This window comes from Streptomyces caniferus (assembly GCF_009811555.1).
GTDB classification, from domain to species: Bacteria; Actinomycetota; Actinomycetes; order Streptomycetales; family Streptomycetaceae; genus Streptomyces; species Streptomyces caniferus.
The window spans coordinates 4,210,776-4,234,159 of sequence record NZ_BLIN01000005.1; the positions used below are offsets into that span (position 1 = coordinate 4,210,776).

The following is a 23,384-nucleotide window of genomic DNA, read 5'->3' on the forward strand; positions in this document are numbered from 1 at the left end:
GATCACCGGCCGGGCGGCTTCATGGCACAGAGGAGAATGGGTAACCTCAGCGGCAGACCAAAAAAGTTACCGCTTAGTAGTCCTCTCCGTTTTCCGCTCTCGCAGGTACGAGGAGCCTCCCATGCAACTCGCCGCGATCATCGTGTCGCTGGTGCTCATCGCGGTCGCCGTGGCGCTGTTCGGCCGCGCCCTCCTGCAGATCTACCGCCAGATGCGACTGGGCCAGCCGGTACCCGCCGGCACCCGTACCGACGCTCCCGCCCAGCGGACCGTCACGCTGGCCAAGGAGTTCGTCGGCCACACCCGGATGAACCGCTGGGGCGTCGTCGGCGTCGCGCACTGGTTCGTGGCGGTGGGCTTCCTCACCCTGCTGCTGACGATCGTCAACGCCATCGGCCAGCTCTTCAAGGCCGACTGGCTGATCCCGTTCCTCGGCGACTGGCTGCCGTGGGAGCTGTACGTCGAGGCGATGGGCACGCTGACGACCGTCGGCATCGTCGTCCTGATCGTCATCCGGCAGCTGAGCCGGCCCGGCGCCGCGGGCCGCAAGTCGCGCTTCGCCGGCTCCAACACCGGCCAGGCGTACTTCGTCGAGGGCGTCATCCTCATCGTCGGCATCTGCATCGTGACGCTGCACGCCCTGGAGGGCGCCCAGCACGGCGTCGACCACTACGAGCCGGCGTACTTCGTCTCGTACCCGCTGGTCGCCGCGTTCAAGGGCATGAGCCTCGGCACGGTGCAGAACCTCACCTACTTCTTCGCCGGCCTGAAGATCGCGACGTCCTTCATCTGGATGATCACGGTCTCCCTCAAGACCGACATGGGTGTGGCCTGGCACCGCTTCCTGGCCTTCCCCAACATCTGGTTCAAGCGCGAGGCGGACGGCGGCGTGGCGCTGGGCGCGCTGCAGCCGATGACCTCCGCCGGCAAGCCGATCGACTTCGAGGACCCGGGCGAGGACGACCAGTTCGGCGTCTCCCAGGTCGAGCACTTCTCATGGAAGGGCCTGCTCGACTTCTCCACCTGCACCGAGTGCGGCCGCTGCCAGTCGCAGTGCCCCGCCTGGAACACCGGCAAGCCGCTGTCGCCCAAGCTGCTGATCATGTCGCTGCGCGACCATGCCCACGCCAAGGCGCCGTACCTGCTCGCGGGCGGCGGCAAGGACGAGGAGGGCAACGAGAAGGCGACCGCCGAGCAGCTCGCCGACGTCCCCGCCTCCGCGCTGGCCGAGGCCGAGCGCCCGCTGATCGGCACCCTCGAAGAGAACGGCGTCATCGACCCCGACGTCCTGTGGTCCTGCACCACCTGCGGCGCCTGTGTCGAGCAGTGCCCGGTCGACATCGAGCACATCGACCACATCGTCGACATGCGCCGCTACCAGGTCATGATCGAGTCCTCGTTCCCGTCCGAGGCGGGCACGATGCTCAAGAACCTGGAGAAGAAGGGCAACCCCTGGGGCCTGGCCAAGAAGCAGCGGCTGGCCTGGACCAAGGAGGTCGACTTCGAGATCCCGATCGTCGGCCAGGACGTCGAGGACCTGACCGAGGTCGAATACCTCTACTGGGTCGGCTGCGCCGGCGCCCTGGAGGACCGCGCCAAGAAGACCACCAAGGCCTTCGCCGAGCTGCTGCACATCGCGGGCGTGAAGTTCGCGATCATGGGCGGCGACGAGAAGTGCACCGGTGACTCGCCGCGCCGCCTGGGCAACGAGTTCCTCTTCCAGCAGCTCGGCGCGGAGAACGTGGCCACGCTGAACGCGGCCTTCGGCGAGGACGACGAGGACGAGTCGACCAAGAAGCCGAAGTCCTCGAAGAAGATCGTCGCGACCTGCCCGCACTGCTTCAACACCATCGCGAACGAGTACCCGCAGCTGGGCGGCGAGTACGAGGTCATCCACCACACCCAGCTGCTCCAGCACCTGGTGGACGAGGGCAAGCTCACCCCCGTCACCCCGGTCGAGGGTCTGATCACGTACCACGACCCCTGCTACCTGGGCCGCCACAACAAGGTCTACACCCCGCCGCGCGAGATCATCGCCAAGGTGCCGGGCCTGCGGAACGAGGAGATGCACCGCCACAAGGAGCGCGGCTTCTGCTGTGGCGCCGGCGGTGCCCGCATGTGGATGGAAGAGCGCATCGGCAAGCGCATCAACAACGAGCGCGTCGACGAGGCCCTGTCGCTCAACCCCGACATCGTCTCGACGGCCTGCCCCTTCTGCCTGGTCATGCTGACCGACTCGGTCAACGGCAAGAAGAACGACGGCAAGGCGAAGGAATCCGTCCAGGTCGTCGACGTGGCCCAGCTGCTGCTGGACTCCGTCAAGGTCCCCGCCGACCCGGCGGGCGACGAGGAGCCCGAGGACGCGCCGGAGCCGGAGCCGGTGAAGTAACGGCGCGGCTGCACGCATTGGCCGACGGCCGGTCCCTGTTCGCACGGGGCCGGCCGTCGGCGGTTCCGGACCGCCGCTGGGGCGTTGCGGGACGGCGGTCCACCCGGGAGCATCGGGGGCCGCGGACGAGGACACGACCACAGCGGTACGGGGGCGGGGGACGGTATGCGGCGACGGATCGCGACGGCGGCGGGGCTCGGGCTGGCCGTCCTCCTCAGCTCCTGCGGCCTCCTCTCCGGCTCCGACGACGCGCGCCGCGCCGCCCCGCACCGCAGCTCCTCGCTGCCCGCCGCGCGCCCCGTCCCCGCCGGTCAGGGCAGCCGGGCGGCCGGCGACTTCAACGGCGACGGCCACCCCGATCTCGTCCTCGACAGCCTGCTCGCCGCCGCCCGCGGCCGCGACGACGACCCGGGCATCGGCATCGTCTACGGCTCCGCGCACGGACTCGACCCGGCCACCCGGCAGCTGCTCACCCCGGCCCGGAACGCCGCCCCCACCGGCACCACCGTCCCCGCCGCCTTCGACGCCGAGACCGTCTGCGACCTCGACCGGGACGGCTTCAGCGACCTCGTCGTCACCACCGACCCGCCCTACGACGGCGTGGGCCGCCCGCCCGTCCCCGTACAGCTCCTCTTCGGCTCGCCCCGGGGCCTCGGCTCCGCCCGCGCCGTGAAGCTCCGCATCCCGGACCGGGCGCGGTTCGGCAACGAATGGCCCGACCAGCCGGTCTGCGGCGACTTCGACGGCGACGGCGCACCGGACCTGGCCGTCACCGCCTCCGGCCCCCGGATCAGCTACCTGCGGGGCCCGTTCACCCGCAGCGGCGCCCCCAGGACGGCCGGCGCCCCGCTCGACGTCCCCGGCACCGCGCTCGCCGCCACCGCGCCCCTCGCCCCGGCTCCCGACATCGACCACGACGGGGCCGACGACCTGCTCGTACGCTCCGCCGCCCCCGGCCGCCGGGCCCGCGGCCGCCTCGCCCTCGGCGGCCCCCGGGGCCCGCTCCGGGCCGGTCCGGCCGCCTATCCGCCCGGCTACGCGACGGCCTTCGGCCGCTTCGCCGCGGCCGGCCGGGGCGTGACCTCCGTCACCGCCGACACCGACGGCCGCCTCTCCGTCGGCGGCCGCCCCGGCACCCTCCGTACCGGCACGGGCGGGATCCCCACCCTCGCCGCCGGTGACGTGGACCACGACCGACACCCGGATCTGGTCGTCGGCGGCGACCGCCCCGCCCTGCTGAGCGGCACCGCGAACGGGCTCTCCGCCACCGTCCGCCGGCTGCCCGTGCCCCGGCTGCCCGGCTCCGGACGCCCGCGCTCCACGGTTCTCGCCCTCGCCGACTTCGACGGCGACCAGCACGCCGACCTCGTTCTCCTCACCCGGCGCGGCCGCACCCACGACCGGGTGACGGTCCTGCCCGGCGGCCCGTCAGGTCTCGCCGCACGGCCCGCCCTCTCCTTCACCACGGCGGATTTCACGGCCTCTTGACGGTCCGTCGGCCGACTTGTGGCCCGTGGCTAATACACTTGTCCCGTCGCGGGGACGCATCCGACCATGACGCCATGAACACAGACACGGGCAGGGGCACGGCCGACGATCCGAGCGCCTTGGCACGCCCCGCCCCACGCGAGACGCCGCCCGCCCCGCCCGTCACGGTCCGGCTCGCCCTCCCCACCGACGCCCCCGCGATCGCCGCCGTCCACCAGGCATCACGGCAGGTCACCATGCCCTACCTGCCGCCCCAGCGCCGCACCCACGCCGAGGTCACCCGCTGGATCCGGGAGATCGTGCTGCCGCAGAGCCACACCCTGGTCGCGGTCCGTGGCGCCGAGCTCCTCGGCTATGCGGCCCTCCAGGGCGAGCTGCTCGAACAGCTCTACCTCCGCCCGGACGTCCGGCGCGCCGGCATCGGCTCCCGACTCCTCGCCGAGGCGCGCCGGTACCGCCCCGACGGCCTTTACCTGCATGTCTTCCAACTCAACACCGACGCAAGGGCGTTCTACGCCCACCACGGCTTCCGGGTCGTGGCCGTCAACGACGGCAGCTCCAACATGGAGAACCTGCCGGACCTCACCCTCCGCTGGACCCCGGTCCCGGCCCCCCGGTTCCGTCGGGGAACCCCCTAGGGGATGTCACAGGTCAGATGCAAACCCGTCCCCGATCCCCCTGCTCCGCCACCGAATCCACGCGGACCAGGTACTTTCGAGTACGTGGCTGGATTCAGGATGGGTCGCGGACGGGACACCCGCACCGCGCAGAACGGACAGCAGGGGCAGCAGGCGCCGTACGGGCAGCAAGGGCCGTACGGGCAGCAGCCCCCGCCGCCGCACGGGCAATGGCAGCAGGCACCGCAGCAGTACGGCGGCATGCCGCAGGGGCAGCAGCAGCCGCACGGGCAGCACGGTGAACCCGAGTACTTCGGCGATGGCGGCTACCAGCCCCAGCAGCAGTCCTTCGCGCCGTATTCGAACGACAACAACCCGGGGCACACCCAGCAGTTCAGCGTCGGCGACGCCCCGGACGCCTACGGGCAGACCCAGGGTCACTACGACCAGGGCGACGACGGCGCGTACGCGTCCGGCGCCACCTACCGCGCCGGCCGGACCGACGCACCGCCGGCCGGCCCCCGGCTGCACTGGAAGCAGCTGCTGTCCGGCATCGTGCTGCGCCCCGACGCCACCTTCTGGCAGATGCGGGACCACGCGGTGTGGGCCCCGGCGCTCGTCGTCACCTTCATCTACGGTCTGCTCGCGGTCTTCGGCTTCGACAAGGCCCGCGAGGATGTGCTGAACGCCACCCTCTCCAACAGCATCCCGTGGGTGCTGATCACGGCTGTGATGTTCATCATCGGCAGCCTGATCCTGGGCACCGTCACCCACACCCTGGCCCGGCAGCTCGGCGGCGACGGCGCCTGGCAGCCGACCATCGGCCTGGCCATGCTGATCATGACGATCTCGGACGCGCCCCGGCTGCTGTTCGCGATGTTCCTGGGCGGCGACAGCACCCTGGTCCAGGTCCTGGGCTGGCTGACCTGGCTCGCCACCGGCTATCTGCTGACCTCCATGGTCAGCAAGTCGCACGACCTTCCGTGGCCCAAGGCCCTCGGCGCCTCCGCGATCCAGCTGGTCGCCCTGCTCGCCCTGCTGAAGCTCGGCACCCTGTAAGGCCGTCGGGCCACGGCGATCCGGCCACGCAAGGGGCCCGCCCCGGAGCACCAGACTCCGGGGCGGGCCCCTTGCCGTGCGGTGGACCGGCCGGCTCACGGACCCGGCCCCCGGGCGTCGGCGTCAGGTTCCCCGGGCGAACCGCTGCCCCGCCGACCCGTCGCACCCCTGCAGCCGCAGCGGTTCCTTCGCCGCCCCCAGGGTCAGACACAGCGACGGCGCGGCCGCGGGCCGGATCGTGCCGCCGTCGTCCCGTACGAACTGCTGGTTGGCCGCGCCCGAGCAGTTCCACAGCACCAGCCCGGCCCCGGCCCGGTACTGCGCGCCCGGCACGTTCAGGCACCGGTCCTGGGTCAGGCCCACGTGCACCGACCGCTGCGCGTCGTCGTACCACCAGTCCTGGTTGCGTCCGCCGTGGCAGTTCCAGCCGCCGACCACCGTCCCGTTGCGGCTGGCCCCGCCGGTCGCGTCCACACAGCTCCCCGTGCCGGCGTTCTTCAGCGGCCGGTACGCGTCGTCCCAGGCTCCCGGGTACAGCTTCGGCTGCCCGGTGCTCGCGGAGTCGGCACAGGAGGCCTCGCGCAGTTCCGTGGCGTAGAGCTGGGTCAGGCACGAGGCGAAGGCGCCGTGTCCGCGGGCGTTGGGGTGGAAGGACTGCCGCACCGAGTTCGAGTCCGGCGGAATCGGGTTGGTGAGGTTCACATACAGCCCGCGGGCCCAGGTGTCCTCCATGCACACCTCGTGCCCGTGGAAGAGCCGCGAGGCGTCGAGGTAGGTCGCGCCCGCGTCCTGCGCGGCCCGGCGCACGCCCCGTTCGAAGGCGGGCACTGCGGCGTTGCGCCCCCAGCCCGCGTCGGAGGTGTAGCCCGTGCAGCCGCCCAGCAGCTTCCCCGGGTAGTGCGGGTTGTCCGCCACGTCCGGCCCGATCGGGCTCGGGTACGACATCACCACGAGCCGGTAGTCCCCGTCGGCGTACCCGGCGTCCCGCATCACGGTCCGCAGATCGCCGACCGTCCGCTCGATCTTCGGCACCAGCCCGTCGACCCGCGCCTGCCAGCCCGGCTGGTACTTCGGCTCACAGGTGCCCTGCAGCAGGAACCAGCGCACCACGCAGTCCGTCATCACCGGCCCGAACTGCAGATCGTCGTTGGCGCCGGCCACCAGCAGCACCATCTTCAGCCGGGTGTTACGGGCCGCGACGGCGAGACTGTCGCTCTGCACCAGCTCGTCGGCGTACTGCTTGCTGCCGCCGATCACGATGTTGCCGCTGCCCGCGCCCGAGCAGGCGGCGTTGTACGTCACATCCGCCGCGATCCCGGTCCGGTGGATCGCCGCGTCCGGCGACCGGTGGCACCAGTTCGTCGGTCCGTCCGTGCCCGGCTCGTACGTCCCTACGCCCTCGCCCGAGATCTCGCTGTCCCCCAGCGAGATCAACGAGGTCTTCCGCTCCCCGAGGGGCCGCTCGGCCGGATCCCCGTAGAGCTCGGCCGCCTCCCGTGCCCGGATCTTCTCCAGCTCGGGCGACAACGGCTTGGCGGCCGCGGCCCCGGCCGGCCCGGCCCGCCCCACGGACCCGGGCGCGGCATCCGCCCCGCCCGCCGCCACCGTGAACACCACGGTCAGCGCCGCCGCCGAGGTCGCCACGACGGCTCTCAGCCGCCGCCCACGCCCCGCCCGGCCTCCCGCACGCGCCGCTGCTCCCGCACGCCGCCCACGTAACGCCCCCCGCCCACGTCTCGCACGCACCATGGGACCTCCCCTCCGGTCTGCTGTTACCGCGGGTTGTAGTCGCAGGCAGTCAGCGGTGGAACACCCGGAACGGGATTGGCCGAAACCAGCGCAGGCGAAAACGCCCGACCGCCAACTCCCTTACCGGGGACGGCGATCGGGCTCCGCCCGAAACCTCAGGCGTCGAGGATCTGTCCTTCGCGCCGCACCACCGGCGGCTCGACGCTCCACGGGAAGTTGATCCAGTCGTCCGTGCGCTTCCACACGTATTCGCACTTCACCAGCGACTGCGACTTCTCGTAGATCACCGCGCTGCGGACCTCCGCCACGGTCCCCTGGCAGAAGTCATGGACCAGCTTCAGCGTCTTGCCGGTGTCCGCGACATCGTCGGCGATCAGCACCTTCTTGTCCGAGAAGTCGATCGCGTTCGGCACCGGCGCCAGCATGACCGGCATCTCCAGCGTGGTCCCCACCCCGGTGTAGAACTCCACGTTCACCAGGTGGATGTTCTTGCAGTCCAGCGCGTACGCCAGGCCGCCGGCGACGAAGACCCCGCCGCGGGCGATCGACAGCACGACATCGGGCTCGTACCCGTCATCGGCGATCGTCTGCGCCAGCTCACGGACCGCCCCGCCGAACCGCTCGTACGTCAGGTTCTCCCGCACGTCACTCACGTATCTCTCTCAGACCTTCTGTGTCTCTGCGCCCTGCTGCCACGCGCCCGCCCTGTCGAGCGCGCCCCCCGCACCGGAGCGGCTGCGTCATACCTGCGTCCGGTGAAAGTTCCTGAACGACCGGGACGGCGTCGGACCGCGCTGCCCCTGGTAGCGGGAGCCGTACTTCTCGCTGCCGTACGGGTGCTCGGCCGGCGAGGTCAGCCGGAACATGCACAGCTGCCCGATCTTCATCCCCGGCCACAGCTTGATCGGCAGCGTGGCGACATTGCTCAGCTCCAGCGTCACGTGTCCGCTGAACCCCGGGTCGATGAACCCGGCGGTCGAGTGCGTCAGCAGCCCCAGCCGTCCCAGCGAGCTCTTCCCCTCGAGCCGGGACGCAAGGTCGTCGGGCAGCGTGATGACCTCGTACGTCGAGGCCAGCACGAACTCGCCCGGGTGCAGGATGAACGCCTCGTCGCCCTCGGGCACGACCTCACGGGTCAGGTCGCTCTGCTCGGTGGCGGGGTCGATGTGCGGATAGCGGTGATTCTCGAACACCCGGAAATAGCGGTCGAGCCGCACGTCGATGCTGGACGGCTGCACCATCGACTCGTCGTAGGGGTCGATGCGCACCCGACCAGCATCGATCTCGGCCCGGATGTCCTTGTCTGAGAGAAGCACGCAGATGAGGATACGCGCCCGCACCACCCCCTCCACACGACGAGGGGCCCGGCCCCCACCGGGGGAGCCGGGCCCTGACCACTCCTCGCTCCTACTGCCAGTCGCTGCGTCTCTTACTGCCTGCCGTTACGTCTCGTACGACGCACCACGGCTCTCTTGATCGCTACCGCCCGACGGCCGCTCGGCTACCGCTTCGCGTACTCGACGGGCACCGAGTGCCGCAGCCGAGCACAGCGCGGGCAGCGCAACAGCCGCCCGGGACCGAGCCGGTCGGTGGTCTGCATCGGGAACGAAGCGGTGCTGAACACGTGGCCCTCGGCACAACGTACGACGGTGCGCTCCATCAAGTCCCTCTCCCAACTGCGTGGACAACAAAAGCCACATTAGGGGATGAACTGGGCGCCCTCGCAGGCGGCACTCCGGTGCCCCACCGTACGCCTCAACTCCCGCACCCCGCACCCTCATCCCACCCCGCGCCGCACCCGCAACCCGGGCCCCGGCGCCACCCCCCGACACCCCCGCCGGACACCCCCGACACCCCACCCGGGCAGGCCAAATGCACCGCGACGCGGCGATGGGGTAGAGTGTGCGACGATGTTCCGCCCTCGATCAGAGGCGGGATGACGCGGGTGTAGTTTAATGGTAGAACATGAGCTTCCCAAGCTCAGAGCGCGGGTTCGATTCCCGTCACCCGCTCCACATGAAAGCCCCAGGTCAGCGACCTGGGGCTTATCTTTTCTCCGGTCCACTCGTAGGTCGCGCGCCATGCACTGCCATAACGCACCCACCAGCGGACAGAGTTGACACCCACAAACCTCCTCGCAGCTATGAACTCGCGCAGAAGCGCGGTGGGACGGATGCGGGTGCGGACCAGGAGACGTGCACCCCTTTCCTGCCGCAGATCATGAAGTTCCTCGTCGGGACGACGGTTCAGATGCCCTCCGCCTCGGCCACCGTGAACGGCTGCGGCGTCCCGGGGCCCATCGGGCCGCCCTTGTCGAACTGGGAGCGGACGACGAACGTCCGGCCGCGGCTGTGGACGATCGTGGTCGGGATTTGGAGCGCCTGGTCGGTGATGCGGCGCTCCATGCAGGCGGACGCGCCGTCGTCGCCGACCTTCCACCGGCTGATGGCGTTGGTCACGTTGTGAACGACCCAGAGGGTGTTGCCGCGCATTTCGAGGCCGTCGCCGTGCAGCGCGTCTCCGCCGTGCAGGGCGACTTGGCGGACCGCTCCCGACGCCACATCGACGCGGTAGAGGGTGCCCGCGGTCATGTCGACTGTCAGCAGATAACGGCCGGAGGGGTCGGCCACGATGCCGTTGAGTGCGACGCCGCCGGCCGGGGCGTTGGGGAGCGCACCGGCCAGGTCGTAGGCCGTGGTCAGCTCGGCACGCCCGCCGTGCGCGGCGGCCCGCGCCAGCTGCCGGGGCGTGACGCGGTAGAGGACACCCCGGTAACTGTCGGTCAGATAGGCGCTGCCGTCCGGGGCGACCGCCAGGTCGTTGACGAACGACTTGGCGCTCCCGGTCACATCGAAGCGGGCGACTAGCCTGCGGTCGCGAAGGTCGTAGACGGCGACGCCGGCGGTCGAGTCGATGACCCACAGTCGGCCGGCGCGGTCGATCTTCAAGCCGTTGGCGGTGGTGCGCCCGTCGGTGCCGGCCGGCAGGAAGAGTTGGGCGGTGCGATGTCCGGGCGTCGCCTTGTAGACGGCGCCGGTCGCGTACGAGCCGACGTAGATGTCGCCGGTGCGCGAGTCGGCAGCGATGCCTTCCGGGTACACGCGGGTGCCGGGCAGGTCGTACGCGGTGGAGATGCGAGTGCGGGTCTCGTGCCGGGCGGCGGCGTGCGAGGCCGGTGACATGGCCCCGGGTTGGCCGCTCACGGTGACGGCGAGCGGCACGACGGTGGCGGTCAGGGACAGGGCGGCCGAGATCAGAGCGCGCCGTGTGATCGCTTGGGACATGGGTGGGTGCCTCCCCGTTGCCGGCGCATACGAGTGTCGTCCGCATGCGATCGAATGCGTACGAAGCTATATTCGAACTCTAATTTTCGTCAAGGTTCTAACCTCCATATGAGTAGTCATTGATGGGTGAGAGCTTCCCTGCTTTATGGCCGTTACGATGCGGAGATGACGTCCATGCCCGTGTCCGAGCGCCTCGGTTCTTCCATCAAGCGCGCCGAGCAGGCTCTGAACGGTGCCAAGCACGCGGCGCTGAAGCCGGCCGGTCTGACGGTCCCGCAGTACGCGGCTCTGCTCTACAGCTCCGAGCGGCCCGGCATCTCGGCCGCCGCGCTGGCGCGAGCGTGCGGAGTGACACCGCCGACCATGAACACGGTGCTGAAGAACCTCCAGGAGCGCGGCCTCATCGAGCGCACTCCGCACGAGTGGCACAAGAACGTCCTGGAGACCCGGCTCACGGATGAGGGCCGCGCCGTCATGGAGAACGCCGACGCGCGGGCGGTACCGGTGGAGCGGGCACTGGCCGCCGAGTTCACCGACGAGGAGCGGGCAACACTTGTCGGCCTGCTCGCCCGATGCGCCGCACTGCTCGATTCCGTGCGGCCTGACTAGGCCGTGCGCGGCCATGGAACGGTCGGTCCTCGCGGCATGATCGCGGCCCCGCGGGGGACAGGTGGAGGCCGGGGCGAGCCGGTATCGAGGGCGTGGCCGACATCACCGGGCACCACCAGGCCCCCAAGACGGGGAGCCCGCAACACCCTTGGGCATCAGGTCGAACGCCACCGGGGCCAACGCGTTGCAGCGTTGGCCCCGAGAGGCATACGCGCGTACTACCAGGTCAGTCCGTAGTCGCGTCGGCGAGCGTTCCGCCGCAGCATGTGTGCATAGCGCAGCCTGCGGACACGACAAGCCGATGGCGGAAGGGGAATTGTCAGCTGCGACAACACGCCGAACAATGCACCCGCAAACCGACTGCGGAGACTCTGCCCCTGAATCACGGTTCTTCGCCGGGCGGCAAGCCTCTGCCGCTGCGCGATCAGCATCGCAGCCGGGCGTGCCCCATCCGTGCCCCTCAGTCCGGTCAACACCGGTCACAAGGGGCAACACGGGACCCCACGGGACGACCCAGGAAAGCAGCCTTTACCCAGGTCAGATGCAGTCTGATCACCACAGGGCCCGTTGATTCCCCAAGCTCAGAGCGCGGGTTCGATTCCCGTCACCCGCTCCATAGTTGAGGCCCAGGTCGGAGACCTGGGCCTTGTTCGTTGGCTGGGCCGGGCTAGGCGTCGCGCACCAGATCCGCACCAGAAGGCTCGCCGGAAGGCTTCTGGCGGGCCTTGCCGCGAGCGGCCCGCACGAGATCGTCCAGCCCGCTCGCGACTTCCTGTTGCCGCTCAAGGTCCGAGCCCACGGGGCAGAGCCACGTGCCAGCGGCCGTCGGTTCCTGTCGGTCACCTACCACTTGACACAGTTGTGTGCGCCGTTGACTTGGCACCTTCTTGTTAGGCGCGCTCCTCCACAGTGCGGCGAGGATGCCGTTCCGCGTTGATGTGGAGAAGGTTGGCGGCACCTGGCCTCAGCACGAAGACGGGGAACTCGTCTGCGTCCGGTCCATCGATCGGTATGTCCGCGACGATGGAGCCGGAGGGGTCAAGCCCTCGGTGCAGGTTGAAGACGATGCCGTTCGGTAGCGTTACCCGGATCTCCTCGGCATCGAGTTGGGTCGGGACACCGTCGCATATGGCTTCGATGTGAAGCGGGGCAGCTTCCCCACGCGTGGGATTCGTTGCTGACATGCCGTGATTCTCCTTGTGGGATGGCACCGGACTGCGCCCGAAGCGGCGGTGAAGCATGCGTTGGAGCCCGTACTTTGAGGGTGTCGTCCGCTTGCTGCGGCGACCGGTGCGAGGGCGGTCGTGGCTACCGGGTTCAGCCGGTCCTGAACCGTGGGGTCAGACTGCGGGTTCCGGTCGCGGTCAGGGCAGCCGCCAGGAGGGCGATGATGCCCGCCTGCACGGTGAAGTCGGCGACGAGAGAGCCAGGAGTGTTCTGGGCCGAGGACGCGAGGGTCAGGATCCGCTGTACGAGGACGGCGAGGCCGAGCGTGGCCAGCGCGAGGGGCAGTGCGGGGTCTGCCACGTGTTTCGGTGACCGGCGCCGGACGACCAGCCAGACGGCGGCCGCGGCGATGAATGCCGAACCTTCGGCCCATCCCGTGTCTGCAACCCGAGGCCACAAAACCACGGTCGAAGCGCCCACGAGGACGCAGGTGCCCATGAGGGCCTGCCCGGTTGACACCAGCGGGAGCCGGGCGGGCGGGGCATCGCAGTGGAAGCCACAGCACAGGGCAAGGACGGTCAGCCAGGAGAGCAGCGCAGTCGCAAGCGAGAGGGCGACCGTCACGGTGCCCCATCCGGCGTCCATGGCATGCATGGCTGACGCCAGGTCGGGAAGGGCCGCGAGGGCGGCGGATACGAAGGCGGTGCGCCTGTGGTCGTGCAGCAGCGCCACGTAGGCCACCGTCCAGGCCAGCGGGAGCAGCCACAACACGGCCTCGTACGGGCCCGGCAGAGCGCCGTGGTCGGTGAAGCCGCCCCGGAACAACTCTTGGTCCTGCGCGGGGGCGCCTGCGAACCAGGTGAGGAGCAGGGTCCGCACGGTCAGTTCGGAGGCCGCGTGCAGCAACACGCTCAGCAGCGCGAAGAGGCGCACCGTCGCGCCGAGCGTGGCGTAGCGGGCCGGGGCGCCTGCGGCGCCCATCCGGGTGCGGAGGGCGAGGGCGGCAATGCTGGCCATCTCGCCCAAGGCGGGGCGCATCTCGTCCCGGTCCCGCTCATCGATCCCGTCGAGGTAGGTCTCCACCATCTCCTCCTCCCGCTCCGCGCGGTAGTAGGAGGGCAGCAGGCGCAGAGCGGTGCGGTAGCGCTGTTCGAGCACAGATGTCATGCGGTGCCTCCGGCGATGCCCGGGCGACGCGCCGAACGGCTCGCGGGAGCCGGCCCGGCGGGAGTGGGGCGGTGGGCGGCTATCCGCTGGGTCGCAGCGCGTGCCCCGGCCGCCATCCGCTCCGCCTCGGCGGACAGGGCTGCCCCACCGGCGTCGGTGAGGCGGTAGTACTTGCGCAGTCGGCCTTGTTGCACCTCCTCGCGGTCCGGCTCGATGAGCCCGTCGGCCGTCAGTCGGTCCAGCACGCCGTACAGCGTGCCGATCCGGAGCTGCACATGCCCTTCGGACAGCTCGTCCACCTCCTGCACGATCCCGTAACCATGTCGCGGTTCGTCGACCAGTGCGGTGAGGACGAAGAACGCCGCTTGCGTCATTCCTCTGGAAGTCACGCCCCCACCATATCCTGTCTTCCGATATATGGGGGATGCAAGGGTGTCGCGCCCGCCCCGCCATGCTCAGCGAGCTCGGCAACCAGACGTCGGACCTCACTTCCGCATCATCGGGTGGCGCTTGCAACAGCAACCCCACGCTGGACGCCCACACACCGGCAGTTGCTTCCGCCCACCCGCGAGGGAAGCGTGGCGGCAATCGCCGGCCCCCCGACGAGGCTGCGCCCTCCGCATGCCCCAACGGTCGGTAAATCACGGTCAACACGGGTGCCCTCCGGCACTCCCCGCCCCGCCTCACAGCCCATGTTTACGCAGGCCAGAGCCCCAACGACGACGAAAGGCCCCGTTGCTTCCCAAGCTCAGAGCGCGGGTTCGATTCCCGTCACCCGCTCCATAGTTGAGGCCCAGGTCGCAGACCTGGGCCTTGTGTGTTGGCTGGGCCGCGCTGGGCGTGGCGCGCCGGATCCGCTTCGCCCTTGTTCGGCTGGAGGGAGAGCGGTCGCGGCATTCAGATGGCCGCGCCGCTCGCCCTCCGGCCCGCCCTGGCGAGTGCTCGCCGTCAGGTTGCGCAGCGGGCGAAGGCCTGCACCCTGCCGGACTGGTTGGCCTCGTTCTCGAATCGAATCGTCCACCGTCTGTCGCTCACCGCGCGGTTGCCCGTCACGTCGATGCTGGCGGAGGACACGACCCAGCCACCGCTGACGGCGAAGGTGCCCCTGGGGCAGGTGACAGTGACGGTCTCGGTCTGGTTGGCCCCGATGGACCGGACCGGGCTCTCTGCGGTGACGACGCGGGGGTGGTCGTGCTCGTCATCGGCCAGCGCAGGAGTCGCCAGGCTGACGGCCAACGCGGGTACGGCGGCCAGGGCGAGGAGCTTGGTGCGGGACATGCTGTGACCTCTCTGAACGGTTCGTGCGTTCTCGACGAATCGAACGCACCAGCCCAGGCTGGAACGGGGCGAACCGAACCGCCACCCGATGGGCCCCGTTGGGGTGACAGGATGCGTACCCTCGGTTGCTGATCATGGTGGCGCCGCCCGGGGGCCTGGACTCCAACTGGCCGACGCACGCTGCCCTGTTGGTCGGAGTTCAGCGACCGTCGCGCCCACGGTCCGCATCAAGGGGGCGCGGCTCCCCCCTCCCCCTCCCCCGGGGCCGACCGCGGGTCGCGAAGATCCGGTCCAGGTGGTGATGGAGTACCGCGAGGGCCGACTCGGGACTCCGCTGGCCCACGAGGATGCTGGTGCCCATGGTCGCCGTCATGGCGAGCAGGCTGATCGCCTCCGTGCGCGCGTCGGCGCCGGGATCGGCGAGGCCGGACGCCTGGGCCTGTTCGAGCAGGCCGGTGAGGGCGTTCTCCGCGGCGTCGGGCTTGTCGATGAAGGGCTGTGCGGCCAGCGCGTCGTCGGTCACGGACAGGATCGAGTAGGAGCTGTAGAGGAGGTGGAAGGTGCGGCTCTCCTCGTCGGTCGGGAGAGAGGCCAGCAGCAGTGCCTCGATGGTCGCGCGCGGGCCCGGGTCCGGGCCGGCGGCGCGGAGGCGGGCGCCGACCCGTGCGGTGAAGCGGTCGGTCAGGTGCTGGAGCCCGTAGAAGAGCAGCTTCTCCTTGGTCTCGAAGTAGTACTGCACGAGCCGGAGTGACACACCGGCCTCCGCGGCCACGTCGCGCATGCCGACGGCGTGCAGCCCTCGGCGCCCCGCGACCTGGATGAGCGCCTCGGCGATCTGGGCGCGCCGTTCGTCGTGGTTCACGCGCTTTGGCATGTGCCGCTGTCTCCGCCCGTCGGTAGTGGGTTCGCGGTCCGGCTCCCCGGACTTCTTTATGGTACCGCCGTACCATCGACATGGTACGTTCGTATCACGAAGAACGGATCTCCCTGGAGGTGCCCCGTGCCCGAGAACACGACCCGTGTGCGCCGCGATGTCGGCCGCTACGTGAACGACAAGCTGCGCGACCGCTACTTCGCCGCCTGCGACGCCGTCTACGCGATGGGGGCCCCCGCCCGCTCAGAGACGGACGTCGAGACCGGCTTCGGCACCACGCACGTCTACCGGTACGGCCCCACGGATCCGGCAGCCGAGTCCCGTACGCCGGTGGTCCTGATCCACGGCGCGGGCTACTGCTCGGCGATGTGGTACCCCAACACCCCCGCGCTCAGCGGCGAACGCCCTGTCTACGCACTCGACACCCCCGGCGACGCCGGGCGCAGCGTCCACCGCGAGCCCATGTGGCAGCCGGAGCGCGCCGCCCAGTGGCTCGACGAGGCGCTCGACGCCCTCGGCCTCGACCGGGTTCACCTGGTCGGCTCCTCGTACGGCGGCTGGCTGGTGCTCAACATGGCTCACCGCCGGCCCGGACGGCTCGCGTCGGTCACCGCCCTCGACCCCGGCGGCCTGGAGAAGGTGGGCCTGCGCTTCTTCGCCTGGGTCTTCGTCAGTCTCTTCGCCAGCTTCGCCCCCAAGGCGCTGCGCCCGCGCCTCGCCTCTTGGCTGGAGCAACCGGTCATCGCCGTTCCCGAGGTGCGGACGTGGATCCAGGCGGGCGCCCGCGCCTTCCGGATCCGCCGCCCCGCACCGCTGCCGCTGACCGAGGACGCGCTGCGCTCCATCCGGACCCCGCTCTACGTCATCATGGGCAAGCGCAGCCTGCTGGTACACCCGCAGCGCCAGCTGGAACGGGTGCCGCGGCTGATCCCCGGAGCCCGCGCCGAGATCATCGCCGCGACCGGTCACGGCCCGCAGATCGACCACCCCGACGTGGTCAACGCCCGGATGCTGAGCTTCATGGAGGACGTCGACTCCCTCGACCCGGCCGAGGTCGGCGGCGTGGTCGACGCGTAGGACCTGCGGCCGGGAAGGCTCCAGTACGGCCGAGCGGGGGCGGAGCGTCAGCTCAGGCATGGCGGCTGCGAGCGCGGGCTCCTTGAAGGAACCTCCGACGCGGCAACCGCCCGTCATGGGCCACCGGTCCACTGCTTTCGCCGCCGGTCCGCTGCTCTTGCAAGCCGAACACCACCCCGGCGCCCCACGCACGCACCGTTGATTCGCAGGCTCGGAGCGCAGGTCCGATTCCCGTCAGCCGATGGATGGTTGAGGCCCAGGTCACTGACCTGGGCCTTGTTTGTTGTCCGGGGCGGGCCGGTTCAGGCGTCTCGCACATCAGATCTGCATCAGAAGGTGGCTTGTGGTCATGGTGCCGCTCCGGGGGCCCCGAGGGCCCGCGGCTTCGGGGGCGTGAGCGGCGGTGGGCGCGACGCCGTGCCGTTGCGAGGTGCACCTTGCTGGTCAGCGCGCCGACCGGCCGCTTCGTCACCGTTCCGCAACAGGCGTGAACCGCACCGGAAGTTGCCCCGTACAGCCTCGTGTGTGCGGCCCCGGTGGCCGCGGCGATACGCAGCGAGGGAAGGAATCGGCATGGCCGGCGGCAACATCAAGATCAGCCCGGACGAGATGCGGGAGGCGTCGACCTGGCTTCAGAACCAGAAGGAACTGATGCAGCAGAGCCTCCACGAGGCCAACACCAAGATGGACGAGATGGTCGAGGCGGCCTACGCGACGCCCGGCTCGGAGAGCAAGTTCCGCCCGTACTGGGAGGAGTACAAGAACGGCACCGAGAAGGCCATCGAGGGTCTGCAGGGTGTCAGCGAGTTCATCAAGCAGGTGGCGGACGCGTTCGTCGACACCGACGACCAGACCGCCGGCTCCATCGGCTGAAGCTCCCCGCATCGTCCGGCCCCGCTCTCCCTGTGAGGGCGGGGCCGGGCGGCTGGGACAGGAGGGGAGACACCGGTGGGCAACATCAGCGTGCCTGTGCAGGACCTGAAGGACACCGTCAAGGAGCTCCAGAACATCGGGGAGCTGATCGGGAACTCCGCGACGCTCTACCACGCCGCCGGCGACTCGGGGGACTTCAAGAGCGTGGCCGGCGACAGCAAGCTCGCGGACGCCCTCGACGCGTTCGACAAGGCGTGGGTGGCGGGTCACGAGCGGGTTCACGACAACGTGAAGACGTTCGCCGACAACACGGACACGATCGCCGAGAACTTCACGCAGACGGACGACGAGACCGTCAAGTCGCTCGACGAAGACAAGAAGGACGCGTGACAGAAGCACGTCCCGCGGAAGGGAAAAGCGCCATGACGGAACCGACCACGGAGCAGCCGGAGGCGGCCGCGCCCGCGGAATACAGCCTGAGGTTCCCCGACTCGTGGTGGCATCTCGACCTCGACCCGAGCACCCGGGACGCGTCGATCCGCCGCCGCATCGAGGCACAGGTGGAGAAGGCCCCGCAGTTGACCCGCGAGCAGCTGGACGGGCTGATCCGCAGTACGCGGCGCATCGCCCGCGAGGCGCACGCGCAGGGTGCGCTGCGGGCCTCGGGAATGATCAGGATCCTGCGCGCGGGCGGCGGCCCGCTGGTGCTCAGCGCCACCGCCGTGGTGCTTCGGATCTCCATTCCGGAGGGGCAGTCGGAGGATCTGGCGGACCTCGTCATGGCCGCCGGCGTACAGCTCGGCACCGACGCGGAGAGCAGCGGACTGCCGCCCGGCGAGGTGGAGTTGGTGGAGCTGCCGCACGTCGGGGTGGCCGGGCGGATCTCCCGCATCGAGGACATCGACCACCACGGGAAGCGGGTGCCCACCGCGGTCCGGCACACCCTGGTCCCGGTGCCGAACAGCCACGACTATCTGGTGCTCGCCTGCTCCACCCCCAACGTGGATCTGGCGGAACAGTTCTACGAGGTCTTCGACGCGATCGCGGAGTCGCTCCGTTTCGGCGACCAGGCCGACACGACCGACGCAGCAGATCCGGCGGCGGGAGCCGCCGAGGGAAGCCCCGTGGGCGAAACAGAACAGGAAAAGTGAGGTAGCGGCCATGGCGCGTCCAGCGGTGTCCGATTGGGAAGACGTCTTCGGGTTCTCGGACGACCCGACCCCGGGTGATGCGGACATGCTCGGAGACCTCGCCCGCCAGTACCGCTCCGTCGCCGACAACGCGGGCGACGCCCTGCCCCTCGTCTCCGGCCTGGAGAACAACCAGGCCGGCGAGGGCAAGACCATGGACAAACTCCGGGACAAGCTGGGCGACCTGGCCAACCAAGTACGCAAACTGCACGACTCCTACGACCAGGCCGCCGGCGCCCTCGACACCTACGTCCACTCGCTGCGCGACCAGCAACGCAACGCCGACAACGCCCTGGAAAAGGGGCGCGAGGCCAAGGACCGGCTCGAATCGGCCACCGATGTGGTCAAGGCGGCCGGCGCCGACATCAGCAAGCTCGACGGCGCCCAGCACCCGCCGGACGACAAGGAAGCCCGCGCCAGCACCCGCCGCGCCCTCGACGAGGCCCACAGCAAGCAATCCGGCGCCCAGGCCCAGGCCGACGACGCCCAGGCCGACCTCGACGCCGCCCGCATGCTCGCCGAGGACGCCCGCCAGGTCCGCGAGGAAGACGCCGCCACCGCCGCCCAGAAACTGGACGACGCCCGCGACGAATCCGTCGACGGCTACAGCCTCTGGGACAAGATCAAGAAGGCCTTCAGCAAGGCTCTCGCCATCATCAGCGCCGTGCTCGGCGTCATCGCCCTGCTCATCCCCGGCCTGCAAGGACTCGGGATCGCGCTCACCATCGGCGCCGTCGTCGCGGGCGCCGCGTCACTCGCCATCAACATATCGATCATGGCCGAGACCGGTGACTGGGACATCGGCGAGATCGTCCTCGGCGTCATCGGCCTCGTCGCGGGTGGCGGCGCGCTCCTCAAGGGGCTCGGAAGCGTCGGCTCGGCGCTGAAGGGCATCGCGCGCAACGGGCTGAACAAGATCGGCTCCAGGTTTCGCCCCAACGGCCGTGGCGCGGCCAGCAAGAAGTGCGCGACCGACCCGGTGGACGTGGCCACCGGCGAGATGCTCATGATCAAGACCGACCTGGAGCTGCACGGCGTGCTGCCGCTGCGGCTGACCCGGACGTATCTGTCGACGTACCGCTACGGGCAGTTCTTCGGCCCCTCCTGGGCCTCCACCCTCGACGAACGCCTCGAAGTCGACGGCCGGGGCCGGGCGTTCTGGGCGCGCGAGGACGGCTCGATCCTCAGCTACCCACGGCTCCCCGAGGCCGGCTCCGTGGACGACCTGGTGTGGCCCGAGGAGGGAGCACGCCTGCCGCTGGCGGCCGAGGAGACGGCCGAGGGCGAGGTCACCTACTCGGTCACCGATCCGTACACCGGTGTGCGCAGCTACTTCGCGGACCGCCCCACCTCCGGTGCCGACGACACCCGCGTGCACTGGCTGGCCCGGTGGCACGACCGGAACGGCAACGAGGTGCGGATCGAGCGGGAGGAGGACGGCTCCCCGACGGCGATGGTCCACCCCGGCGGCTACCGCGTGGAGGTGAACTGCGTCGCCGGCCTGCTGCTGGACGTGGCGGTCGCCACGCCCGACGGCCCCGTCGAGGTGATGTCCTACCGGCACGACGCGGACGGCAACCTCAGCCACGTCGTCAACTCCTCCGGTCAGGCGATGGTGTTCGACTACGACGACCGGAACCGCCTCACCGCCTGGACCGACCGCAACGACTCCACCTACCGCTACGTCTACGACGACGCGAACCGCGTCACCGAGACCATCGGCCCCGAGGGCTACCTCTCCTCGCAGTGGTCCTACGACCCGGCCGCGCAGCGGAACCACTTCACCGACGCCTGCGGCGCCACGACGACCTACCACCTCAACGACCTGTACCAAGTCGTCGCCGAGACCGACCCGCTGGGCCACACCGTCCACACCGAGTGGGACCGCTACGACCACCTCCTGTCGCGCACCGACGCCCTCGGCCACACCACCCGCTACGAGTACGACCAGCGCCACAACCTCACCGTCGTCCACCTCCCCGACGGCAAGACCTCCACGACGGCCTACAACAGGCTGAATCAGCCGACCGCGCAGACCCGGACCGACGGCAGCGTCTGGCGGCAGGAGTTCGACGAGCGCGGCAACCTGACCTCCCTGACCGCTCCCGACGGCACCACGCACCACCTCACCCGTCACCCCACCGGCGCGACCGCCACGGCCACGGACCCGTCGGGAGGTCTGGTCAGGTTCGAAGTGGACGCGGCAGGTCTGACCGTGGGCGTCGACAGCGGCTTCGGAGGCACGGCGACGGCGGAGCGCGACGCGTTCGGCCGGCTCATCGCCCTCACCGACCCGTTCGGAGCGGTCACCCGCACCGAGTGGACGGTCGAGGGACGGCCGGCACGCACCATCGCCCCCGACGGGCGGGTCAAGCGCATGAGCTGGGACCCAGAGGGCAACTGCCTTTCGGCGACCGACTCCGCGGGGGGCGCCACCAGGTACGAGTACACCCACTTCGACCTGCTCGCGGCCCGTACCGGGCCCGACGGCGTGCGCTACACCTTCGCCTACGACGCGGAGCGCCGCCTCACGCAGGTCCGCAACCCGCAGGGGCTCACCTGGGATTACGCCTATGACGCGGCAGGCCTCCTGATACGCGAGTCCGACTTCGACGGCCGTGAGGTCACCTACACCCACGATGCGTCGGGCCGACTGATCGCCCGCACCAACCCGTTGGGCGAGGAGATCTCCTTCCAGTACAACTCCGTGGACGAGATGCTCCTGAAGAACGTGGCGGGGGCCACGACGTCCTATGAATACGACCAGGCCGGATCACTCGTCCGCATGGCCTCCCCGGACTCGACGCTGGAGTTCGAACGCGACGCCATGGGGCGGGTCCTGGCCGAAACCGTGGACGGCCGCCGTACCGGTTTCACCTACGACGTCCTCGGCCGTCGCACCTCCCGCACCACCCCCACCGGCGCCGTCACCGAACTCACCTACGACGAGCTGGGAAACCGCGACAGCCTCACCGTCGACGGGCACCGGGTGGCCTTCACCCACGACGTACTCGGCAAGGAGATGGCCCGCGTCTGGGGCAGCCGGACCTCGCCCGTGGAGGCGACGAACGACTGGGACCCGGCCGGACGCCCCGTCGCCCAGCGCCTCGCCACCTCCGCCGGCACCCTGCGCGAGCGCACCTACACCTATCGTGCGGACGATCACCTCACGGCCGTCACGGACGCGACGACGGGCCTGTCCCGGCAGCTGGAACTCGACCAGGCGGGTCGCCCGTTGGCCGTGACCGCCGACGGCTGGACCGAGTCCTACGCCTACGACCAGGCGGGCAACCAGACGTCGGCGACGTGGCCGGAGAAGGCCGGCCTCGCGGAGGCCCGCGGCGAGCGCACCTACGCGGGCACCCGCATCCAGGCCGCGGGCGCGGTGCGCTACGAGTACGACGCCGCCGGCCGCATGGTGCTGCGCCAGAAGCGCCGTCTGTCGAGGAAGCCCGACACCTGGCGCTACGAATGGAACGCGGAGGACCAGCTCACCTCGTGCGTGACGCCCGACGGCACCCGCTGGCGCTACACCTATGACCCGCTGAGCCGGCGTACCGCCAAGTACCGCATGGCGGAGGACGGGTCGGTCGCCGAGGCGGTCCACTTCACCTGGGACGAGACCCGCCTCGCCGAACAGACCGACACCGCGAACGGCATCACCCTCACCTGGGACCACGACGACTACCGGCCCCTGACACAGCTGGAGCGCAAGCGGAGGACGCAGGAGGAGTACGACTCCCGTTTCTTCTCGATCGTGACCGACCTGGTCGGTACTCCCACCGAACTGGTGGATGAGCAGGGCGGCATCGCCTGGCGCTCCCGCGCCACTCTCTGGGGTGTCACCAGTCGCAACCGCGATGCCACGGCCACCACCCCGCTGCGCTTTCCCGGCCAGTACCAGGACCGCGAAACCGGCCTTCACTACAACTACTTCCGCCACTACGACCCGGAGACGGGACGCTACGTCTCACCCGACCCGCTCGGCCTTGACCCGGCGCCGAACCCGGTCGCCTACGTCTCGAACCCCTCCACCACGTACGACCCACTCGGTCTGGAGGAATGCGGACATACGGCCCAGATCTACGTCCTGGAGTCCGGCGGGGGTCACAGGCCGTGGCCCATCAGGGCCGAGCACACGGTGCGGACCCCGGGATCCGGCGAGGCCAGGACCGCGGCGGAAAGCACTCTCCCCAGAAACTGGGCGTACGGGAACGTCGTCCACACGGAACACCGTTTCTCCCGCATGGCCGGCGCCAGCACCGGCGACAAGGTCTCCATCCCGAACGACCCGTATCTCGGCCGGGCTCCGCTCGCCCGGGGAGAAGCCGTGTTCATGCAAGGCTCACGGCCGCCGTGCAGCAGCTGCAAGGGGGCGATGAACCGCATGGCCGGCGAACTCGGAGTCAACGTCCGGTACGCCTGGGAGGACAAGATCTGGGACGCGGGGGGAGGTCTGAAGTGGAGGGAGTGAACCCGGCGCCGCCCTCTTCCTGCCCGGGGTCCCGGCGCGGTCGACGGTGAACCGCGGCACAGCAAGATCCGTACACCGGATGTGAATCG

The 23,384-nt window shown here is 70.2% G+C and carries 20 protein-coding genes and 1 tRNA gene; 11 read left to right on the forward strand and 10 right to left on the reverse strand.

Features of this window, described 5'->3' with window-relative positions; translation table 11 throughout:
• The first annotated feature begins 121 nt into the window (after positions 1-121).
• The 4 genes from Scani_RS35040 to Scani_RS35055 all read left to right on the forward strand — a co-directional run bounded on the left by Scani_RS35040 (position 122) and on the right by Scani_RS35055 (position 5,553).
• On the forward strand, positions 122-2,389 hold the full coding sequence (locus Scani_RS35040) for a (Fe-S)-binding protein (protein WP_159481702.1): 2,268 nt from the start codon (positions 122-124) through the stop codon (positions 2,387-2,389).
• Positions 2,390-2,554: 165 nt separating this feature from the next.
• A complete protein-coding gene (locus Scani_RS35045; protein ID WP_159481703.1) occupies positions 2,555-3,877 on the forward strand; it encodes an FG-GAP repeat domain-containing protein in 1,323 nt (440 codons plus the stop codon).
• A 74-nt stretch (positions 3,878-3,951) separates the two neighbouring features.
• The gene (locus tag Scani_RS35050; protein ID WP_159481704.1) at positions 3,952-4,515 is read left to right on the forward strand and encodes a GNAT family N-acetyltransferase; all 564 of its coding nucleotides are present in this window, start codon (positions 3,952-3,954) and stop codon (positions 4,513-4,515) included.
• Positions 4,516-4,614: 99 nt separating this feature from the next.
• Positions 4,615-5,553 carry a Yip1 family protein gene (locus Scani_RS35055; RefSeq protein WP_159481705.1) on the forward strand — a complete coding sequence of 313 codons (939 nt, stop codon included), beginning with the start codon at positions 4,615-4,617 and terminating at the stop codon, positions 5,551-5,553.
• 123 nt (positions 5,554-5,676) lie between these two features.
• On the opposite strand, the gene Scani_RS35060 is transcribed toward Scani_RS35055, so the two are convergent.
• The 4 genes from Scani_RS35060 to Scani_RS40140 all read right to left on the reverse strand — a co-directional run bounded on the left by Scani_RS35060 (position 5,677) and on the right by Scani_RS40140 (position 8,962).
• The gene (locus tag Scani_RS35060) at positions 5,677-7,197 is read right to left on the reverse strand and encodes a ricin-type beta-trefoil lectin domain protein (protein ID WP_174872792.1); all 1,521 of its coding nucleotides are present in this window, start codon (positions 7,195-7,197) and stop codon (positions 5,677-5,679) included.
• A gap of 260 nt (positions 7,198-7,457) precedes the next feature.
• Positions 7,458-7,955 carry a phosphoribosyltransferase gene (locus tag Scani_RS35065; protein ID WP_159481707.1) on the reverse strand — a complete coding sequence of 166 codons (498 nt, stop codon included), beginning with the start codon at positions 7,953-7,955 and terminating at the stop codon, positions 7,458-7,460.
• 87 nt (positions 7,956-8,042) lie between these two features.
• The gene (gene dcd / locus Scani_RS35070) at positions 8,043-8,618 is read right to left on the reverse strand and encodes a dCTP deaminase (protein WP_159481708.1); all 576 of its coding nucleotides are present in this window, start codon (positions 8,616-8,618) and stop codon (positions 8,043-8,045) included.
• Positions 8,619-8,803: 185 nt separating this feature from the next.
• Positions 8,804-8,962, reverse strand: a complete 159-nt coding sequence (locus tag Scani_RS40140) for a hypothetical protein (protein WP_006604620.1) — start codon at positions 8,960-8,962, stop codon at positions 8,804-8,806.
• 281 nt (positions 8,963-9,243) lie between these two features.
• Between Scani_RS40140 and Scani_RS35075 the strand changes: the two genes are divergently transcribed.
• A tRNA-Gly gene (locus tag Scani_RS35075) sits at positions 9,244-9,317 on the forward strand.
• A gap of 231 nt (positions 9,318-9,548) precedes the next feature.
• Here Scani_RS35075 and Scani_RS41400 read toward each other — a convergent pair.
• Positions 9,549-10,586, reverse strand: a complete 1,038-nt coding sequence (locus Scani_RS41400) for an SMP-30/gluconolactonase/LRE family protein (protein WP_159481709.1) — start codon at positions 10,584-10,586, stop codon at positions 9,549-9,551.
• Positions 10,587-10,751: 165 nt separating this feature from the next.
• On the opposite strand from Scani_RS41400, the gene Scani_RS35085 reads away from it, so the two are divergent.
• Positions 10,752-11,195 carry a MarR family winged helix-turn-helix transcriptional regulator gene (locus Scani_RS35085; RefSeq protein WP_246296322.1) on the forward strand — a complete coding sequence of 148 codons (444 nt, stop codon included), beginning with the start codon at positions 10,752-10,754 and terminating at the stop codon, positions 11,193-11,195.
• 890 nt (positions 11,196-12,085) lie between these two features.
• On the opposite strand, the gene Scani_RS35090 is transcribed toward Scani_RS35085, so the two are convergent.
• The 5 genes from Scani_RS35090 to Scani_RS35110 form a co-directional block, all read right to left on the reverse strand.
• Entirely contained in the window at positions 12,086-12,379 is a 294-nt protein-coding gene (locus tag Scani_RS35090) for a hypothetical protein (RefSeq protein ID WP_159481710.1), read from the reverse strand.
• 133 nt (positions 12,380-12,512) lie between these two features.
• Positions 12,513-13,529, reverse strand: coding sequence for a hypothetical protein (locus Scani_RS35095; protein ID WP_159481711.1), 1,017 nt, complete (start codon positions 13,527-13,529; stop codon positions 12,513-12,515).
• On the reverse strand, positions 13,526-13,903 hold the full coding sequence (locus Scani_RS35100) for a PadR family transcriptional regulator (protein WP_159482554.1): 378 nt from the start codon (positions 13,901-13,903) through the stop codon (positions 13,526-13,528). Before Scani_RS35100 ends, Scani_RS35095 begins: the two co-directional genes overlap by 4 nt.
• Positions 13,904-14,477: 574 nt before the next feature.
• On the reverse strand, positions 14,478-14,807 hold the full coding sequence (locus Scani_RS35105) for a hypothetical protein (protein ID WP_159481712.1): 330 nt from the start codon (positions 14,805-14,807) through the stop codon (positions 14,478-14,480).
• A gap of 199 nt (positions 14,808-15,006) precedes the next feature.
• Positions 15,007-15,681: a TetR/AcrR family transcriptional regulator gene (locus Scani_RS35110; protein WP_159481713.1), complete on the reverse strand. Its 675-nt coding sequence runs from the start codon at positions 15,679-15,681 to the stop codon at positions 15,007-15,009.
• Between the two features lie 126 nt (positions 15,682-15,807).
• Here Scani_RS35110 and Scani_RS35115 point away from each other — a divergent pair, with 126 nt between their 5' ends.
• The 5 genes from Scani_RS35115 (at position 15,808) to Scani_RS35135 (ending at position 23,295) form a co-directional block, all read left to right on the forward strand.
• Entirely contained in the window at positions 15,808-16,758 is a 951-nt protein-coding gene (locus Scani_RS35115) for an alpha/beta fold hydrolase (protein WP_159481714.1), read from the forward strand.
• A gap of 573 nt (positions 16,759-17,331) precedes the next feature.
• A complete protein-coding gene (locus Scani_RS35120; RefSeq protein WP_033268020.1) occupies positions 17,332-17,631 on the forward strand; it encodes a WXG100 family type VII secretion target in 300 nt (99 codons plus the stop codon).
• Between the two features lie 75 nt (positions 17,632-17,706).
• Positions 17,707-18,021: a hypothetical protein gene (locus Scani_RS35125; RefSeq protein WP_159481715.1), complete on the forward strand. Its 315-nt coding sequence runs from the start codon at positions 17,707-17,709 to the stop codon at positions 18,019-18,021.
• A 32-nt stretch (positions 18,022-18,053) separates the two neighbouring features.
• On the forward strand, positions 18,054-18,782 hold the full coding sequence (locus tag Scani_RS35130; protein ID WP_159481716.1) for a hypothetical protein: 729 nt from the start codon (positions 18,054-18,056) through the stop codon (positions 18,780-18,782).
• Positions 18,783-18,807: 25 nt separating this feature from the next.
• A complete protein-coding gene (locus Scani_RS35135; protein WP_159481717.1) occupies positions 18,808-23,295 on the forward strand; it encodes a DUF6531 domain-containing protein in 4,488 nt (1,495 codons plus the stop codon).
• The last annotated feature ends 89 nt before the right edge of the window (positions 23,296-23,384 follow it).